Annotated in this window: 12 protein-coding genes; 7 read left to right on the top strand and 5 right to left on the bottom strand. The window is 61.2% G+C overall.

What is annotated here, in order from left to right; translation table 11 throughout:
- Positions 1-3: 3 nt before the first annotated feature.
- Positions 4-1,209, bottom strand: a complete 1,206-nt coding sequence (gene csdA, locus WCL58_RS19895; RefSeq protein ID WP_336851516.1) for a cysteine desulfurase CsdA — start codon at positions 1,207-1,209, stop codon at positions 4-6.
- 196 nt (positions 1,210-1,405) lie between these two features.
- Between csdA and WCL58_RS19890 the strand changes: the two genes are divergently transcribed.
- From WCL58_RS19890 to rlmM, 4 genes are all read left to right on the top strand, one after another.
- A complete protein-coding gene (locus tag WCL58_RS19890) occupies positions 1,406-1,630 on the top strand; it encodes a YgdI/YgdR family lipoprotein (protein WP_025304050.1) in 225 nt (74 codons plus the stop codon).
- A 385-nt stretch (positions 1,631-2,015) separates the two neighbouring features.
- Positions 2,016-2,933 (top strand): transcriptional regulator GcvA, encoded by a 918-nt coding sequence (locus tag WCL58_RS19885; RefSeq protein ID WP_004931894.1) that lies wholly within the window; start codon positions 2,016-2,018, stop codon positions 2,931-2,933.
- Positions 2,934-2,984: 51 nt separating this feature from the next.
- A complete protein-coding gene (locus tag WCL58_RS19880; RefSeq protein ID WP_025160235.1) occupies positions 2,985-3,380 on the top strand; it encodes a DUF423 domain-containing protein in 396 nt (131 codons plus the stop codon).
- A complete protein-coding gene (rlmM, locus tag WCL58_RS19875) occupies positions 3,373-4,476 on the top strand; it encodes a 23S rRNA (cytidine(2498)-2'-O)-methyltransferase RlmM (protein WP_336851515.1) in 1,104 nt (367 codons plus the stop codon). The genes WCL58_RS19880 and rlmM overlap by 8 nt, the downstream gene beginning before the upstream one ends.
- Before the next feature lie 39 nt (positions 4,477-4,515).
- On the opposite strand, the gene xni is transcribed toward rlmM, so the two are convergent.
- The 3 genes from xni to queF all read right to left on the bottom strand — a co-directional run bounded on the left by xni (position 4,516) and on the right by queF (position 7,731).
- Positions 4,516-5,274 carry a flap endonuclease Xni gene (gene xni, locus WCL58_RS19870; protein ID WP_336851514.1) on the bottom strand — a complete coding sequence of 253 codons (759 nt, stop codon included), beginning with the start codon at positions 5,272-5,274 and terminating at the stop codon, positions 4,516-4,518.
- Between the two features lie 54 nt (positions 5,275-5,328).
- The gene (gene ppnN, locus WCL58_RS19865) at positions 5,329-6,693 is read right to left on the bottom strand and encodes a nucleotide 5'-monophosphate nucleosidase PpnN (protein ID WP_336851513.1); all 1,365 of its coding nucleotides are present in this window, start codon (positions 6,691-6,693) and stop codon (positions 5,329-5,331) included.
- Between the two features lie 192 nt (positions 6,694-6,885).
- Complete coding sequence (gene queF / locus WCL58_RS19860) at positions 6,886-7,731, bottom strand: NADPH-dependent 7-cyano-7-deazaguanine reductase QueF (RefSeq protein ID WP_147840322.1); 846 nt, start codon at positions 7,729-7,731, stop codon at positions 6,886-6,888.
- A 63-nt stretch (positions 7,732-7,794) separates the two neighbouring features.
- Here queF and syd point away from each other — a divergent pair, with 63 nt between their 5' ends.
- Positions 7,795-8,343: a SecY-interacting protein gene (gene syd, locus WCL58_RS19855; protein ID WP_038878762.1), complete on the top strand. Its 549-nt coding sequence runs from the start codon at positions 7,795-7,797 to the stop codon at positions 8,341-8,343.
- A gap of 609 nt (positions 8,344-8,952) precedes the next feature.
- Here syd and WCL58_RS19850 read toward each other — a convergent pair.
- Complete coding sequence (locus tag WCL58_RS19850) at positions 8,953-10,191, bottom strand: MFS transporter (protein WP_087763679.1); 1,239 nt, start codon at positions 10,189-10,191, stop codon at positions 8,953-8,955.
- A 178-nt stretch (positions 10,192-10,369) separates the two neighbouring features.
- On the opposite strand from WCL58_RS19850, the gene WCL58_RS19845 reads away from it, so the two are divergent.
- Positions 10,370-10,696, top strand: a complete 327-nt coding sequence (locus WCL58_RS19845) for a YqcC family protein (protein ID WP_033638567.1) — start codon at positions 10,370-10,372, stop codon at positions 10,694-10,696.
- A gap of 146 nt (positions 10,697-10,842) precedes the next feature.
- On the top strand, positions 10,843-16,818 hold the full coding sequence (locus tag WCL58_RS19840; protein ID WP_336851512.1) for an alpha-2-macroglobulin: 5,976 nt from the start codon (positions 10,843-10,845) through the stop codon (positions 16,816-16,818).
- Positions 16,819-16,865 lie beyond the last annotated feature (47 nt).

The raw sequence follows: 16,865 nt of genomic DNA, 5'->3' as shown, positions 1-16,865 counted from the left end.
AAGTCAGTCGGCCAGCAGATCGAGGGCGTGAGTCAACGCGCTGACCAGCGTATCGACGTCCTGTTGCGTATTGTAGGGGGCGAACGACGCGCGCAGCGTGCCGCTGACGCCTAACGCAGCCATCAGCGGCTGCGCGCAGTGCTGACCGGCGCGCAGCGCAATGCCTTGCTCCGCCAGCAGCGTGACGATGTCGCTGTGGTGTACGCCGGCGATGTCGAATGCCAGCAGGCTGGAACCGGAGCTGCGGAAGCTGCGAAAGCCCGGCAGCTGCGCCAACCGTTGTTCCGCCTGGTCAGCCAGTTCGCGGCTGTAGCGCTCCGCCGCCGCCATGTCCTGTTCGCTCAGCCAAGTGAGCGCCGCGGCCAACCCCAGCACGCCGGCGATGTTTGGCGTGCCGGCTTCGAAGCAGTGCGGCGGTTTTTGCGGGGTAAAGCCGTCGAACGACGCCTGGGTCAGCATCTTGCCGCCGCCTTGCCACGGCGCCATTTGCGCCAGCAGCTCGGTTTTGCCGTACAGCGCGCCGATGCCGGTCGGGCCATACAGCTTGTGGCCGGAGAAGGCGTAGAAATCGATGTCGAGCCGCTGTACGTCGGCCGGGCCGTGCACCACGCCCTGCGCGCCGTCGATCATCACGCGTGCGCCGGCGGCATGCGCCAGCGCGATCGCCGGCGCCAGATCCGGGCAGCCGCCGGTGACGTTGGACATTTGCCCCAGCGCTAGCAGGCGGGTTTTGTCGTTGAGCAGGGCGGGCAGCTGCGTCAAGTCCGGCAACCGATCGGCGCCGATGGGAAGTTTCACCACCCGCGCGCCGGTTTGCTCTGCCAACATCAGCCAGGGGATCAGGTTGGCGTGGTGTTCCGCTTCGCTCACCAGGATTTCATCGCCCGGCTGCAGGCGTGGGCGCAGGTAGCTCTGCGCCACCAGGTTGATCGCCTCGGTGGTGCCGCGCGTCCAGATGATGTCGTCGGCCGATGGCGCGTTGATCAGCTGCGCCACCTGGCCGCGTGCCTGCTCGAAGCGGGCAGTCAGATCCTGCGCCGCCCGATGCTGGCTGCGGTGCACGGTGGCGGCGTCATCGCGATAAAATTGCAGCGTGGCGTCGATCACCGCCTGCGGTTTCAACGCGGTGGCGGCGCTGTCCAGATAGATGCCGTCCTGCGCGAGCGCGGGAAACTGTTGGCGAAAAAGGCTGGGGTTAAAAGGCGTCATACCCTGATTGTCACTGGCTTGAGTCGATGGGTGATCCTGTCCTATTTTGCCGCCGGTGACAAGCGCTCCCGCCGATTAGGACTTATCGGCTGGCAAAATTGGGAAAGTTTGTTATGCTATTAAATGTGCGCTAATTAATCGCATCTATACACATAAAAGGTATTTTTCAGCATTTAAAACTACAAAGGAGTCCTCAATGAAGAAAACAGCTGCAGTTCTCTCTGCCCTGATGCTTACGTTCACCCTGGCCGCCTGTTCCAGCAACTACGTGATGCATACCAATGACGGACGCACCATTGTCGCTGACGGCAAGCCTAAAGTGGACAACGATACCGGCATGATCAGCTATAAAGACGCCAACGGCGTCGAGCAGCAGATCAACCGTGCCGATGTGAAAGAGATGGTTGAAAGCAACCAGTAACCGTCAGGCAAAAAAAAGCACCGCAAGTTTTGCGGTGCTGCATAAAATCACTATGGACAGACAGGGTAAATGTACAGGAAGTGAAAAAACAGTAGCCTAGCTACCATGTCCGGAATCGCCGGACAATTTGCAAACACAACATCACAACCACAAGCCAAAAGTTCATCGGCGTCCTCGACACCCACTCCCTTTTCGTTCCGGCCCGGGAAGTGCCGCCACTATAGGTATTTGCTGGCGCATCCTCAACGGACAAATTATAATGGCTCGGATTAAAAAAACTAATGGCAATACGCCGTTAGCGTTTACCGATGGCTTGCCACACAAAGCCGCCCGATTTTCGGCGCCGAATCATTCGGATTAATGTTACACAAAAGTAGCTAATTTAATGTCTAAACGCTTACCTCCCCTCAATGCACTGCGTGTGTTCGATGCGGCCGCTCGCCACCTGAGTTTTACCAAGGCGGCGGAAGAGCTGTTCGTGACCCAGGCCGCGGTGAGCCACCAGATCAAGTCGCTGGAGGACTTCCTCGGGCTGAAGCTGTTTCGCCGGCGCAACCGCTCGCTGCTGCTGACCGAAGAGGGCCAAAGTTACTACCTTGATATCAAGGAGATCTTCTCTTCGATCAACGAGGCGACGCGCAAGCTGCAGGCGCGCAGCGCCAAGGGGGCATTGACCGTCAGTCTGCCGCCGAGCTTCGCCATTCAGTGGCTGGTGCCGCGCCTGTCCGGCTTTAACTCAGCTTATCCGGGCATCGACGTGCGTATCCAGGCGGTGGACCGCGAAGAGGACAAGCTGGCGGACGATGTCGACGTGGCGATTTTCTACGGCCGCGGCAACTGGCCGGGGCTGCGCGCCGAGCGTCTGTATGCGGAATATTTGCTGCCGGTTTGTTCGCCGAGCCTGCTGACCGGCGATCATCCGCTGAAAACCGCGGACGATCTGGCTTATCATACCTTGCTGCATGACGTTTCACGCCGCGACTGGCTGGCCTATACGCGCCAACTGGGGTTGCAGCACATCAACGTGCAGCAGGGGCCGATCTTCAGCCACAGCGCCATGGTGGTGCAGGCGGCGGTGCACGGCCAGGGTGTGGCGCTGGTGAACAACGTGATGGCGCAAACCGAGATAGAAGCCGGTCGCCTGGTGTGCCCGTTCAACGATGTGTTGGTCAGCAAAAACGCTTTTTATCTGGTATGTCATGACAGCCAGGCAGAACTGGGTAAAATAGCCGCCTTCCGGCAGTGGATCCTGGCGCGCGCCGCCAGCGAACAAGAAAAGTTCCGCTTCCGCTACGAACAATAAGGCCGGCCGCCGCCTTGCCGCGGCCGGTGATTTTTAATGGGATAGATCACGATGAGCAGCCGTTCCATGCTGGTTTTCGCCGCTATCAGCGGCTTTGTGTTTGTCGCGTTGGGCGCATTCGGCGCGCATGTGCTGAGCGGTACGCTCGGCGCCAACGAAATGGCCTGGATCCGCACCGGGTTGGAGTATCAGGGGTTCCACACCCTGGCCATCCTGGCGCTGGCGGTCGCGATGCAGCGCCGCGTGAGCCTGTGGTTTTACTGGAGCGGGGCGCTGCTGGCGCTCGGTACCGTATTGTTTAGCGGCAGCCTATATTGTCTGGCGCTGTCGCACCTGAAGGTTTGGGTATACATCACGCCGGTTGGCGGCGTGTGCTTCCTGATCGGCTGGATATTGATGTTGATTGGCGCTTTGCGTCTGAGGAAAAAGGCCGAGCGCCATGAATAAGATTGCGTTGTACTGCCGTCCCGGTTTTGAGAAAGAGTGTGCGGCGGAGATCACCGACAAGGCCGCCCAACTGGAGATTTACGGCTTTGCGCGGGTAAAAGAGCATAGCGGCTACGTGCTGTTCGAATGCTACCAGCCTGATGACGCCGACCGGCTGGCGCGGGAAATTCCGTTCCGCGAACTGATTTTCGCCCGCCAGATGATCGTGGTGGGCGAGCTGCTGCGCGATCTGCCGCCGGAAGATCGGGTATCGCCGATCGTCGGCATGCTGATCGGCGTGGTTGATCGCGGCGGCGAGCTGCGGGTGGAAGTGCCGGACACCAACGAAAGCAAAGAGCTGATGAAATTCTGCCGCAAGCTGACGGTGCCGCTGCGCGCCGCGATGCGCGAGCAGAAGGTGCTGATGGCGCGCGAGAACCCGACCCGCCCGGTGGTGCACGTGTTCTTCATCGCGCCGGGCTGCTGCTACGTCGGTTACTCCTACAGCAATAACAACTCGCCGTTCTATATGGGCATTCCGCGTCTGCGCTTCCCGGCCGATGCGCCGAGCCGGTCGACGCTGAAGCTGGAAGAGGCGTTCCATGTGTTCATCCCCGCCGACGAGTGGGATGAACGCCTGGCCAGCGGCATGCATGCGGTCGATCTGGGCGCCTGCCCGGGCGGCTGGACCTATCAGCTGGTGAAACGCAGCATGATGGTGCACTCGGTGGATAACGGCCCGATGGCGCCGAGCCTGATGGAAACCGGCCAGGTGACGCACCACCGCGCCGACGGCTTCAAGTTCGAGCCAAACAGCAGCAAGATCTACTGGCTGGTGTGCGACATGGTGGAGAAACCGGCGAAGGTGACCAGCCTGATGATTCAGTGGCTGGTGAAAGGCTGGTGCCGCGAAGCGATCTTTAACCTCAAACTGCCGATGAAAAAACGCTATGAGGAAGTGTCGCAAAACCTGACGAGCATCCGCGAAGCGTTGGGCTCCGCCGGCATCAGCGTCGAAGTGCACGCCAAGCAGCTGTATCACGACCGCGAAGAGATCACCGTACACGTGCGCCGCATGTGGTCGGCGGTGCCTGGCCGGCGCGACGAGCGCGATTAATCGCGTTAAGCCTGATAAAGGGCGCTGCTTGCAGTGCCCTTATTGTATCGGCAGGCGCAGCTGCTGCAGGTTACCGTCCAGCGACAGATCGGTGCGCAGCGTGGCGACCTGTTTGCTGACGTAGGCCAGCTCGCGGTGCTGCTCCAGCTTGCCGCGCCATTTCTCCGGCACCTGCTCCAGGTGCTGATAGAGCTCGTCCAGGCTGCCCGACTGCTGCAACAGCAGCACGGCGGTTTTCGGCCCGATGCCCGCCACGCCGGGGATTTTGCTGCTGCCGATCCCCGCCAGCCCCCAATAGTCCGGCAGCTGCTGCGGCTGCACGCCGAATTCTTGCTGCACAAAGGGCATATCCAGCCAGCGTTTCTGGAAGTAATCGCGGATCTGCACGTTCGGCGCCAGCAGCTGGCAGTAGCCTTTGTCGGTGGAGACGATGGTCACCTGGTGGCCGCCGCCGGCGACCTTCGCCGCCAGCGTGGCCGCCAGATCGTCCGCCTCGTTGCCGGGAGAATGCCAGCTGACGACGCCCAATTCGGCGAAGGCCTCGCGCAGCTGTGGCATCTCCTGCTGCAGGTTTTCCGGCATCGGCGAGCGCCCGGCCTTGTAGTCCGGCAGAATTTGGTGGCGCCAGCTGTCACTGCGATCGTCCTCGTCGAATACCGCGACCGCGTGGGTCGGACGGCTGTGCTGGATCAGCTGCTGCAGCGCGTGGCGGCAGGCGTTGACGCAAGGGGAGCCCTGCACGGCGTGAATGCGGCGGATGAGGTTCAGGGCGTCGACAATCAGTAGGTGTATCATCATGGGCAATAAGGTCAGAAAAAACAGGGCGGCCGTTACGCCGCCCGGGATTGAGGGTCAGGCGACGATTTCGTAGCAGGGCACATAGGCGCTGCCCGGCAGTTTCATGCGGTGCTGGGCGACAAAGCCCTGCAACAGGCTGTCCATCTGTTTCATCATTTGCGGTTCGCCGTGCAGCTTGTACGGGCCGAACTGCTCGATGGCGTGGATGCCGTTTTCCTTCACGTTGCCGGCCACGATGCCGGAGAACGCGCGGCGCAGCGCGGCGGCCAATTGCTCCGGCGGCTGGTTCGGATAGAGGTTGAGGTTCGCCATGTTCTCGTGGGTCGGCTCGAACGGCAGCTGCAGATCCGGCGCGATGCGGATCGACCAGTTGAAGCTGTAGGCATCGCCGGTGTTGCGGCGGTTTTCCTTCACCAGCGGCATGGCTTGCTTCATCTGCCGCGCCACTTCCGCCGGATCGTCGATGATAATGGTGTAGTGACGGCGCGCCGCGTCGCCCAGCGTGTTCATGATGAACTCGTCCAGCACGCGGAAGTAGTCGGCGCTCTCTTTCGGCCCGGTCAGGATCAGCGGCAGCACCTGTTCGCTGTTCTCCGGGTTCATCAGGATACCCAGCAGGTACAGCAGCTCTTCGGCGGTGCCGACGCCGCCCGGGAAGATGATGATGCCGTGTGCGATACGCACGAAGGCTTCCAGGCGTTTTTCGATGTCCGGCATGATCACCAGCTCGTTGACCAGCGGGTTAGGCGGCTCGGCGGCGATGATCGACGGCTCGGTCATGCCGATGAAGCGGCTGTTGCGGTAACGCTGCTGCGCGTGACCGACCGCGGCGCCTTTCATCGGCGCTTCCATGGCGCCCGGCCCGCAGCCGGTGCAGATGTTCAGCTCGCGCAGGCCCAGCTGGCTGCCGACCTTGCGCGCGTACAGGTATTCGTTTTCGTTGATCGAGTGGCCGCCCCAGCACACCACCATATTGGGATCTTCATCCAGATGCAGCGTGCGTGCATTGCGCAGGATCGAGAACACCAGGTTGGTGATGTGGGCCGAGTTTTCCAGGTTCAGGTGCTGGAAGCGGCCGGCGCTGGCGATTTGGCCATGCACGAACAGGATGTCGCGCAGCACGGCGAACAGGTTGGCCTGCAGCGAGCGGATGATGCGGCCGTCGACGAACGCCTCTTCCGGCGGGTTGACCAGCTCCAGCTTCACCCCGCGCTCGCGGCGCAGCACGTTGATATCGAAGGTTTCATAGCGCGACAGCAGCTGCTTGCTGTTGTCGGTTTGGCTGCCGGAGTTCAACACGGCCAGCGAACAGTTGCGGAACAGGCGGTACAGGTCGCTGCTGGCGGTGCGCTTCAGCATGTCTACTTCCAGCTGCGACAATAAATCCATAGAGCCAAGCGGGCTGATGTGTGTAATCAAGGTAACTCCTTTGCACCCGGTGCGGGGCGGTAGTAATCCATACGCAGCAAAACAGCATCTCGTTATGGTTGGCGTGCTGCGGCGAAGCGGGCGCTCTGCCCGGCCGCAGCCTCGTTTTAACCTTACCGCCGTCCCTGTGCTTTTACCAACACAAACCGCTCGTTAGCTCAGTTGTTGAGCAATGTTTCGCACTTATTGGCGCGCCAGGCGGCCGTGCTCGGGAGCGAACGCGACGTTGCTGCGCCACGGGTTGATATCCAGCCCGCCGCGGCGGGTATAGCGAGCGTAGACCGTCAGGCTTTGCGGCCGGCAATAGCGCATCAGATCGTTGAAGATGCGCTCGACGCACTGCTCGTGGAATTCGTTGTGGTGGCGGAAGGAGACCAGATAGCGCAGCAGCGCTTCGCGATCGATCTTGCCGCCGCGGTAGCTTATCTGCACCGAGCCCCAGTCCGGTTGATGGGTGATCAGGCAATTGGACTTCAGCAGGTGGCTGACCAAGCGCTCTTCCACCACCTCTTCTCCGGCGGCGTTCAGCAGGTAGTCGGCGTTGAACTCATAATTGTCGATGCGGATATCCTGCTGGTCGATGCAGTCGCCGGCCAGGCGGGCGATCGGCGTGCCTTCCAACTGCTCGACGCTGAACAGGGTGACGCTGACTTCGCCCTGGGCGCAGGCGGACAGATCGCGCTGCAGGGTGCTGCGCACCGTTTCCCAATCGGCGAACGGGGTTTGGTTGAAGCTGTTGAGGTACAGCTTGAAGCTTTTCGATTCGATCAGGTTCAGGCTGTCGGCGTTGAGGCTGATTTCACCGACCGCCACCTGCGGCAAGCCGTTGGCGTTCAGCCAGGAGAGTTCGTACAGCGTCCAGATGTCCGCACCGTGGAAGGGCAGGTTATCGGGATACAGGCCCAGCGGCTCGCGGTTCATGCTGCGCGGCACCGCCTGCAGCAGCGCGGCGTCGTAGCGATCGCGGTAGGCGGTGGGTTTGCCCAGCGTCAGCCCCGACAGGGCCTGGTGGTCTTGATATGAGGACATCTGCTGTCACCTCGGTCAGAGATAGGTACAATGGCTGTCAGTTTAACGTATGCGAGAAAGAATATGGACCATGATGTATCGCACGCTCTGCGTGAATTCACTCAACGTTATGTCGAGTTGTGGCAGCAAGAGCGCGGCCACGCGCCGGCCAGCCAGGCGCTGTACGGCGTGCCGTCGCCCTGCATCGTGGAGAACCGCGAGGACGAAGTGCTGTGGTTGCCGCGGCCTTTCGAACCGGCGGCGACGCTGGAAAAGGTAGAAACCGCGCTGGAGCTGCGTTTGCAGCCGGATGCGCACCGCTTCTACACGCAGCAATACGCCGGTGACATGAGCGCGCAGTTCGGCGAGCATCGCCTGAGCCTGCTGCAGGTCTGGAGCGAAGAGGATTTTATCCGCCTGCAGGAGAACCTGATCGGCCATCTGGTGACGCAAAAACGTCTCAAGCTGTCGCCAACGCTGTTCCTGGCGACCACCGAATCCGAGATGACGATGGTGTCGTTGTGCAACGTCAGCGGCAACGTGGTGCTGGAACAATTCGGCAGCGATAAGCGCACCCTGCTGGCGGCGACGCTGGGGAATTTCCTCGATGCGCTGCGCCCGGTGTTGGACTGAATCGCGACGGATTCGCCGTCGCCCGTGTGAGAGATCTCTCACACGGCCTGTGAGAGATCGCTCTTAATTTTTCCCGCCTTTCTCCAGGCTATGAGATTATTGTTATCCAGATCAATTGGTTAGAATTTCTTTAGGATAACTCTTAGTCTTAATTTAGTGTGAGACACCTCCCAAACCCTTGTGATTCCGGGGAATTTAAGCGATCTTATCGTTACCGGAACGGAACCGGCGGAGCAGGAAAGCATCAGGATGATGCAGCTTCAGGAAGAAGAAAGGGATGCGCTCAGGCAAGAGCGAAGGATGGCGTCAGGAGATGCCCAGGATGTTTCAGGATAGAAACCAGGGACACCTCCAGGACGGAGATTGAGAGCCGGCACAGGACTGTCGGCGGGTCAGGAAGGCTGAGGAACCGCGTCAGGACGATGCTGCAGGATGATGCAAGGACCACTTGGTCAGGATGGCCGCAGGAAAAGTTTTCAAGGATTGAGCAGGGAGCACGCTGTGTAGCGGGATAGCTATAAAACGAACCGGGGGCACTGTTAACGCAGTGCCCCCAACTTTTTGTTTTATCCCGCTGCGCGTGCGCCCCGCCTTAATCCCTCTTCAGCGTTAACCAATCGCGCCCAGCGTATCGCCTGCGCCCTGTTTTTTCGGCAGCAGGAACAGCGTGGCGTAGATATCCAGCAGGTAAATTGCCGCCAGCAGGCTGATGGCCGCGGTAAACGACACCTGCGTCACCAGCGCACCGATCACCAATGGCCCCAGGCCGCCGACGCCGCGCCCCAGATTGAACAGGATGTTCTGCGCGGTGGCGCGCGCCTGCACCGGATAGGTATCGGAAATCAACGCGCCGTAGCCGCCGATCATGCCGTTGACGAACATGCCCATCACGGCGCCGGCGAACAGCATCAGCGTCGGGTCGCTCAACTGGGCGTAACCGATCACCATCACCACGGCGCCAATCTGATAAAGCACGAAGATCTTCCAGCGGGCGAAGCGGTCGGCCAGCATGCCAAACAGCCAGATGCCGAACGTCATGCCGACCACCGTCACCGCCGTCCACAGGCCGGATTTGGTGAGCGAGAAGCCAAAGTTTTTCGCCAGGTAAGTCGGCATCCAGATCATCAGGCCGTAGTAACCGAAGTTCTGCACCGAACAGAGAATGAAGATGCCGATGCTGGCCCTGCTGGTGGCGCGATCCTTAAACAGCAGGCGCAAACGCTGCAGGAAGGAGAGCGGTTGCCCGGCATCTTTCTGCCGCACGAATGCTTCCGGCTCGCCCAGGGTACGGCGGATCAGGAATGACGCCAGCGCCGGCAGCAGGCCGACCAAAAACATGCCGCGCCAGCCGATATGCTCCAGCAGCAGCGGCGTCAGGAAGGCGGCCGCCAGCACGCCCAATTGCCAGCCCATGCCGACGTAAGCCGAAGCGCGGTTGCGCTTCTCCGCCGGCCAGGCTTCGGCGATCAGCGCCATGCCGATGCCGAATTCGCCGCCCAGCCCGATGCCCGCCAGGGTGCGATAGGCCAGCAGATCCCAATACCCTTGCGCCACGGCACACAGGCCGGTGAACAGGGAAAACATCAGGATGGTGATCGTGAGCACCCGGATACGGCCGAAACGATCGCTGAGGTGGCCGAAAATCACGCCGCCCAGCACCGCGCCGATCAGCGTCCAGGTGACCAGTGAACCGGCGGCCGATGAGGTTAATCCCAATTCGATGCTGATGGCCGGCAGCATAAAGCCGAGGATCAGCAGGTCAAACCCGTCCATGGCATAACCGGTGACCGAAGCCAGCATGGCCTTACCGGGCGTCGCGTGGTTTTTTTTCTCTGTTATTACGGACATGAATCTTTATCTGTGTGGTGAATTCGGTGGGCCTATTGTGCCGCGCGGCGGCGAACGCCACCAGATAAAAACGGTGAGCTGTCTCAGGCGCGCCGAATTTGGGCTATAAAAATGCTATGCTTTGCCGCCTTTCAGCCAGCGCGCTGAATACCATGATGACAAGAGATCGGGAATGCAGATGAGTATACATAACCAGGTGCGCCGCAGTTTGCAGGCGATTGAACAATCCATGCGCGATCTGGCGCTGTGGCAGGCCGCGCCGCCTGATCATGAGGCTTTCTCCAGCACCGAGCCGTTCTGCATCGATAGCATGTCGGCCGAAGCCTGGCTGCAGTGGGTGTTCTTGCCGCGCATGTATGCGTTGCTGGACGCCGAAGCGCCGCTGCCGACGCGCTTCGCCATCACGCCTTATTTCGAAGAGGCGTTGAAAGATCGTGAACCGAGCAGCCTGCCGCTGCTGGTGCTGCTGCAACAGCTGGATTTGATGTTGAATAAAGAGCCGTAATTCGCCGGCGGCGCGCAGATTTTTGCCGCCCGGCAGTGTAGAGTACTCGCGCGGATGCCGGGCAGGAGAGCCGACGGTGTCTTTCGGCTCGGTTGAACCGCGGCGGTTGACCGGGGGCTGCATTAGGATGATGAGGTGCTGCAATAATGGATTTATTAAGGTTTATCCTGCGTTTGCCTTTTACCCTGGTTAAGGGCGTTTGTCGCCTGCTGGGTGGGGTGTTGTCGCTGTTGGGGCGGTTGCTGAGACCGCTGGTCGGCAACCTCAGCTGGCGTGCGCCGGCCTGGTGGGCTGCGCTGCCGCGCGGTTTCTTGCGGCTCGAAAGCGGCGTGGATAAACACCCGAAAGCGATCGGTTTAGGCCTGTTGCTGTTGGCTGGCGCCGCAGGCGGCGCATTTTACGGCTGGCACTGGTGGCAAAACCGGCCTCAGCCTATCGAACCTGCACCGATGGTGGTTCAGGAGGTCAGCGCATCGCTTGCCAACCCCGAGCCAATAGATTACGCCGCCGCCCGGCAGGTGCCGCAAACGGTGAGCCTGACCTTCAGCGGGTCGGTCGCGCCGATCGCCGCAGTGGGTAAAACCGTGAGCGCCGGCATCACTCTGAAGCCGACGGCGGAAGGGCAGTGGGCATGGAGCAATGAGTCGACGCTGCTGTTCACGCCGAAAAAGCCGCTGCCGATGGGCGCGAAGTATGACGTGACCCTTGAGCCCGCCACCCTGCTGGCACCGCAGATCAAACTGGCCAAAACCCGCTATGCCTTCACCGTGCCCGCGTTCGATTACCGCCTGGGGCAGGCTGAGTATTACCGCGATCCGCAAGATGCGCAGAAACGCAGCGCGATTTTCAATCTGAAGTTCAACGCGCCGGTCGACGTCGCCAGCTTTGAAAAACAGATTTCGCTGGGGTTGAAAGAAGGCAGCACTTCCTCCGAGAAAAAGTTGAACTTCTCTCTGGTCTATGACGAGAAAAAACTGAACGCCTGGGTGCATTCCGAGCCGCTGCAGGCGCTGGATCAGGGCGGCGCTGTGCATCTGACCGTCGGCAAGGGCGTCAAATCGACGGCGGCCGGCAATGCGGTCGAAGAGGCGAAAAGCAACTGGGTCAAAGTCCCGACGCTGTACAGTCTAGCGCTGAGCGACGCCAGTGCCCAGGTCGTGGATACCGACGGCGGCCAAGGGCAGCGTGCGCTGGTGGTCGGTTTCAGCGATGCGGTGAAGGATAAAGAGCTGGCGCGGGCCACCAAAGCCTGGCTGCTGCCGCAGCACGATCCGAACGATGCCGAGGCCGCCAACGATGCCGAAGATTTCTATCAATGGACGGTCGACAGCGTCGGTAAAAACGTGCTGGCGCAGGCGACGGCATTGCCATTGACGCTTAACGAGGCGGAAGAGGCCTACCAGCCGCAGTTCAGCTTCCGCTTTGAAGCTCCGGCGCACCGCTTCGTGCTGATCGAGATAGACAACCAACTGGTCTCCGTCGGCGGTTACAAAATGCCGAAGAAGGTTTATCGGGTGGTCGAAGTGCCGGAGTTCCCGAAATCGCTGCAGTTCATGTCCGCAGGCTCGCTGCTGTCGGTCAACGGCGACAAACAGATCAGCGTGGCGGCGCGCAACGTGGCGGGCCTGCGGCTGGACATCAAGCGGGTGATCCCGAGCCAGCTGCAGCACATCGTCTCCTTCAAAAGCCGGGAATATTCGTCCACGGAATTCAACCGGCTCAATGATGAGTATTTCACCGAGCATTTCAAATACCAGACGGCGCTCAATAACGAGCGACCGGGGGAAGTGAACTATCAGGGCATCGATCTCTCCCGTTATCTCTCCACCAACGCCAGTTCGCATCGCGGGGTGTTCCTGCTGACGCTGTCTGAATGGCAGCCGAACCGGAAACCGGCGGCGGAAGAGGCGGGTGCCGAGCCAGAACAGGAACCGGACGAGAGCACCGGAGATGATCAGCCCGACGTCGGCGATTCGCGCTTTGTGGTGGTGACCGATCTGGGCATCGTCGCCAAGAGCTCGCAGGATAAGACGCGCGACGTCTTCGTGCAGTCGATTCAAAGCGGCGCGCCGGTCAGCGGCGCCAACGTGTCGGTAGTGGCCAAAAACGGCGTGACGCTGCTCAGCCAAACCACCGGGGCCGACGGCCACGTGCGTTTCCCGGCGCTCGACGTGTACACCAACGAGCGCCAGCCGGTGATGTTCCTGGTGGAAAAGGAAGGGGATGTCTCCTTCCTGCCGACCGGCAGCTATAACGATCGCGGGCTGGACTTCTCGCGCTTCGACGTCGCCGGGGAGCAAACGCCGACCGATCCGCGCACGCTCGGCAGCTACCTGTTCTCCGATCGCGGCGTTTATCGACCGGGGGATACTTTCAATATTGGCCTGATCACCCGCGCCGCCGACTGGCGCGTTGGCCTGGCCGGCGTGCCGGTGCGCGCCGAAGTCCGCGATCCGCGCGACAAGCTGATGACCACCGTGCCGCTGACGCTGGGCGCCAGCGGTTTCAACGAGCTGAGCTATACCACCGATGAAAACTCGCCCACCGGCGAGTGGAACGTCTATCTGTATCTGATCGGCAAAAACAACGATACCTCCACGCTGCTCGGCCATACCGCGGTCAATGTGAAGGAGTTCGAGCCGGATCAGCTGAAAGTGAAGCTGGCGCTGACGCCGAATCGCCAGCAAGGCTGGGTCAAACCGTCCGAGCTGAAGGCCAGCATCGATGTGCAGAACCTGTTCGGTACCCCGGCGCAGGATCGCCGCGTGACCACCAGGCTGACGCTGCGGCCGATGTATCCGAGCTTCGATCGCTTCCCGGATTATGCGTTCTATGAAAACCGGCAAAACAGCGACGGGTTCGAAACCGAGCTGGAAGATCGCACCACCGATGAGCACGGCGCGGCCGAAATCCCGCTCGATCTGAAATCCTACGCCGACGCCACCTATCAGCTGCAGCTGCTGTCGGAGGCGTTCGTCGCCGGCGGCGGGCGCTCGGTGGCGGCTACCGCCCGCACGCTGGTTTCGCCTTACGATTACCTGATTGGGGTGAAGGCGGACGGCGATCTGGGCTACATCAACCGCGACGCGGAGCGGCATCTGAACGTGATCGCCATCGATCCGAATCTGCAGCAGATCGCCATGCCGAACCTGAAACAGGTGCTGATCGAACAGAAATACATTTCGGTGCTGACCAAACAGGATTCGGGCGTTTACAAATACCAGTCGAAGATGAAGGAAGTGCAGCTGTCGGAACAGCCGCTGGCGCTGAGCGAGCAGGGCGCGGATCTGCGGCTGGCGACCGATAAGCCGGGCGACTTCGTGCTGGTGATTGAAGATGCGCAGGGCAAAACGCTCAACCGAGTCGCCTACAGCGTGGCCGGCAACGCCAACCTGAGCCGTTCGCTGGATCGCAACGCCGAACTGAAGCTGAAACTGAACCAGGCGGAATATCAGCCGGGCGAGGAGATTGAGGTGGCGATCAACGCGCCTTATACCGGTAGCGGCTTGATCACCATCGAGAAGGACAAGGTTTACGCCTGGCAGTGGTTCCACACCGATACCACCAGCTCGGTGCAGAAGATCCGCGTGCCGGCCGGCATGGAGGGCAACGGCTACATCAACGTGCAGTTCGTGCGCGACATCAACTCCAGTGAAATCTTCATGAGCCCGCTGAGCTATGGCGTGATGCCGTTCAAGATCAGTACCCAGGCGCGGCAAAACAGCCTCGAGGTGACGGCGCCGGAAGTCATCAAGCCGGGTGAAAACCTGACGATGACGGTCAAGACCGACGCGCCGCAGCAGGTGGCGCTGTTTGCCGTCGATGAGGGCATTCTGCAGGTGGCGCGCTACCGCCTGAAGGATCCGCTGGAGTTCTTCTTCAGCAAGCGTGAACTGAACGTGAGCAGCTCGCAGATCCTCGACCTGATCCTGCCGGAGTTCAGCAAGCTGATGGCGCTGACCGCGGCGCCGGGCGGCGACGCGGGCGAAGGGCTGGATCTCAACCTCAACCCGTTCAAGCGCAAACGCGACAAGCCGGTGGCCTATTGGTCCGGCATTACCGAGGTCAGCGGCGAGAAGCAGTTCGTCTACCCGGTGCCGGACTACTTTAACGGCAAGATCCGCGTGATGGCGATTTCGGTGACGCCGGAGAAAATCGGCAAGGCGCAAACCGCCGCCACGGTGCGCGACAACTTCATCATGACGCCGAACGTGCCGGCGATGGTGGCGCCGGGCGACGAGTTCGACGTCAGCGTGGGCGTCAGCAACAACCTCGAAGGGCTGAACGGCCAGTCGGTGGCCATCAACGTTCTGTTGACGCCGCCGCCGCAGTTGGAGGTGGTGGGCAACGCGACGCAAAGCCTGACGCTGGCGGAAAAACGCGAGGGTGTGATCACTTTCCGTCTGCGCGCCAAATCCGCGTTGGGCGATGCGCCGCTGGTGTTCGACGCCCGTTACGGCGATCAGGCCAGCCGCCGCACCGTCAGCACCTCGGTGCGGCCGGCGGCGCCGTACCGCACCCAGTCGGTGATGGGGCGCATGAGCGGCAGCAGCCAGAACGTCGATGGCCTGCGCCAGATGTTCGACGCTTTCGCGCAGCGCCGGGCGGCGGTGTCGAATTCGCCGCTGGTGCTGACCAGCGGGCTGGCGCAATACCTGGCGGATTACCCGTATTACTGTTCCGAGCAGATCGTTAGCCGCTCCATTCCGCTGATGCTGCAGAGCCGCCACCCAGAGATGAAAAGCAGCCTGAGCCAGGCGGAAGTCAGCAAGCAGCTGCGCAACCTGCTTGGCGTGCTGCGCGCGCGCCAGAACGACAGCGGGGCGATCGGCGCCTGGCGTTCGTCGCCGGATGCCGATCCTTTCGTCACGCCTTATGTGGTGCAGTATCTGCTCGAAGCCAAAGCGGCGGGCTACGCCCTGCCGGAAGGCATGCTGGACGAGGCCAACGGCGCATTGCGCGAGCTGGCGGCCAGCGGATTCGACGATCTGTATCTGCTGCGCCTGCGCAGCTGGGCGGTTTACCTGCTGACGCTGCAGGGCGAAGTGACCACCAACTCGCTGGCGGCGGTGCAGGATACGCTGCAAAAACGCTATGGCGAAGGGTGGAAAACCGATCTGAGTGCGCTGTATCTGGCTTCTTCTTACCGCTTGTTGAAGATGGACGACGAAGCCGCCGCGTTGCTGCAACCGAGCTGGCAGCAGCTGAGCAAGGCGTATGACAGTGCCTGGTGGACGCAGAATTATTTCGATCCGCTGGTGCAGGATGCGACTCGGCTGTATCTGATTACCCGTCACTTCCCGGAGAAAGTGGCGTCGATCCCGCCGCAGGTGCTGGAGAATATGGTCAAGGCGCTGAAAGAAGAGCGTTACACCACCTACTCTTCCGCGATGAGCATTCTGGCGCTGGAAAGCTATTCGGCCCAGGTGGCGGCGCAATCCGCCAATGCGGATGCCTTGGGCGTCGTGCAGGTAGGCAAAGCCGGCGGCGAGCCGCAGCGCATCAGTGAGCTGCAGGGGGTGTTCGTGCAGGGGCAGTTCAACGCCGATGCTACCGCTGTGCGCTTCACCAACGGCGGCAATGCGCCGGCCTGGTATGTGGTGACGCAGGCCGGTTACGACCTGAATGCGCCGCAAAAAGCGCTGTCGCGCGGGATTGAGATCGTTCGCGATTACACCGACGAACAGGGCAAACCGGTAACGCAGGTGACGCTGGGGCAGAAGATCAACGTCCATCTGAAGGTGCGCGCCAACTCGAAAGAGGGGCAGAGCAACCTGGCGATCGTCGATCTGCTGCCGGGCGGGTTCGAAGTGGTGCAGCAGACGCCGCCGGAACCGGCCGACGCCGGCGAGGAGAGCGAAGGCCGCGGCGGTTGGCAGTCGCCGCTGGCCGCTACCGGCTCCACCTGGGCGCCGGATTACAGCGATATCCGTGAAGATCGGGTGATTATCTACGGCAGCGCCGGCACCGAGGTGCAGGAGTTCGTCTATCAGATCAAGGCCACCAATACCGGCAGCTTTATTATTCCACCGGCCTATGGCGAAGCCATGTATGACCGAGAAGTGCAGGCCATGTCGGCCGGCGGTGGCAAGCTGGTGGTGGTGCCGGCGGGCAACGACTAGGCCGGATCCGGCGCCAGGCCAGCGTCTGGCGCCGGGGCGGTGATAAC

Source organism: Serratia sp. TMDUHS_CL, assembly GCF_037137105.1.
Classification (GTDB): domain Bacteria; phylum Pseudomonadota; class Gammaproteobacteria; order Enterobacterales; family Enterobacteriaceae; genus Serratia; species Serratia nevei.
The sequence above is the reverse complement of the archived record's forward strand: the minus strand, read 5'-3'. Positions and strand labels throughout refer to the sequence as shown.

Excerpts from the sequence above, each read along its gene's own strand:
- csdA (WP_336851516.1), bottom strand. The coding sequence starts at position 1,209 with ATGACGCCTTTTAACCCCAGCCTTTTTCGCCAACAGTTTCCCGCGCTC.
- WCL58_RS19890 (WP_025304050.1), top strand. The coding sequence starts at position 1,406 with ATGAAGAAAACAGCTGCAGTTCTCTCTGCCCTGATGCTTACGTTCACC.
- WCL58_RS19885 (WP_004931894.1), top strand. The coding sequence starts at position 2,016 with ATGTCTAAACGCTTACCTCCCCTCAATGCACTGCGTGTGTTCGATGCG.
- WCL58_RS19880 (WP_025160235.1), top strand. The coding sequence starts at position 2,985 with ATGAGCAGCCGTTCCATGCTGGTTTTCGCCGCTATCAGCGGCTTTGTG.
- rlmM (WP_336851515.1), top strand. The coding sequence starts at position 3,373 with ATGAATAAGATTGCGTTGTACTGCCGTCCCGGTTTTGAGAAAGAGTGT.
- xni (WP_336851514.1), bottom strand. The coding sequence starts at position 5,274 with ATGATGATACACCTACTGATTGTCGACGCCCTGAACCTCATCCGCCGC.
- queF (WP_147840322.1), bottom strand. The coding sequence starts at position 7,731 with ATGTCCTCATATCAAGACCACCAGGCCCTGTCGGGGCTGACGCTGGGC.
- syd (WP_038878762.1), top strand. The coding sequence starts at position 7,795 with ATGGACCATGATGTATCGCACGCTCTGCGTGAATTCACTCAACGTTAT.
- WCL58_RS19850 (WP_087763679.1), bottom strand. The coding sequence starts at position 10,191 with ATGTCCGTAATAACAGAGAAAAAAAACCACGCGACGCCCGGTAAGGCC.
- WCL58_RS19845 (WP_033638567.1), top strand. The coding sequence starts at position 10,370 with ATGAGTATACATAACCAGGTGCGCCGCAGTTTGCAGGCGATTGAACAA.
- WCL58_RS19840 (WP_336851512.1), top strand. The coding sequence starts at position 10,843 with ATGGATTTATTAAGGTTTATCCTGCGTTTGCCTTTTACCCTGGTTAAG.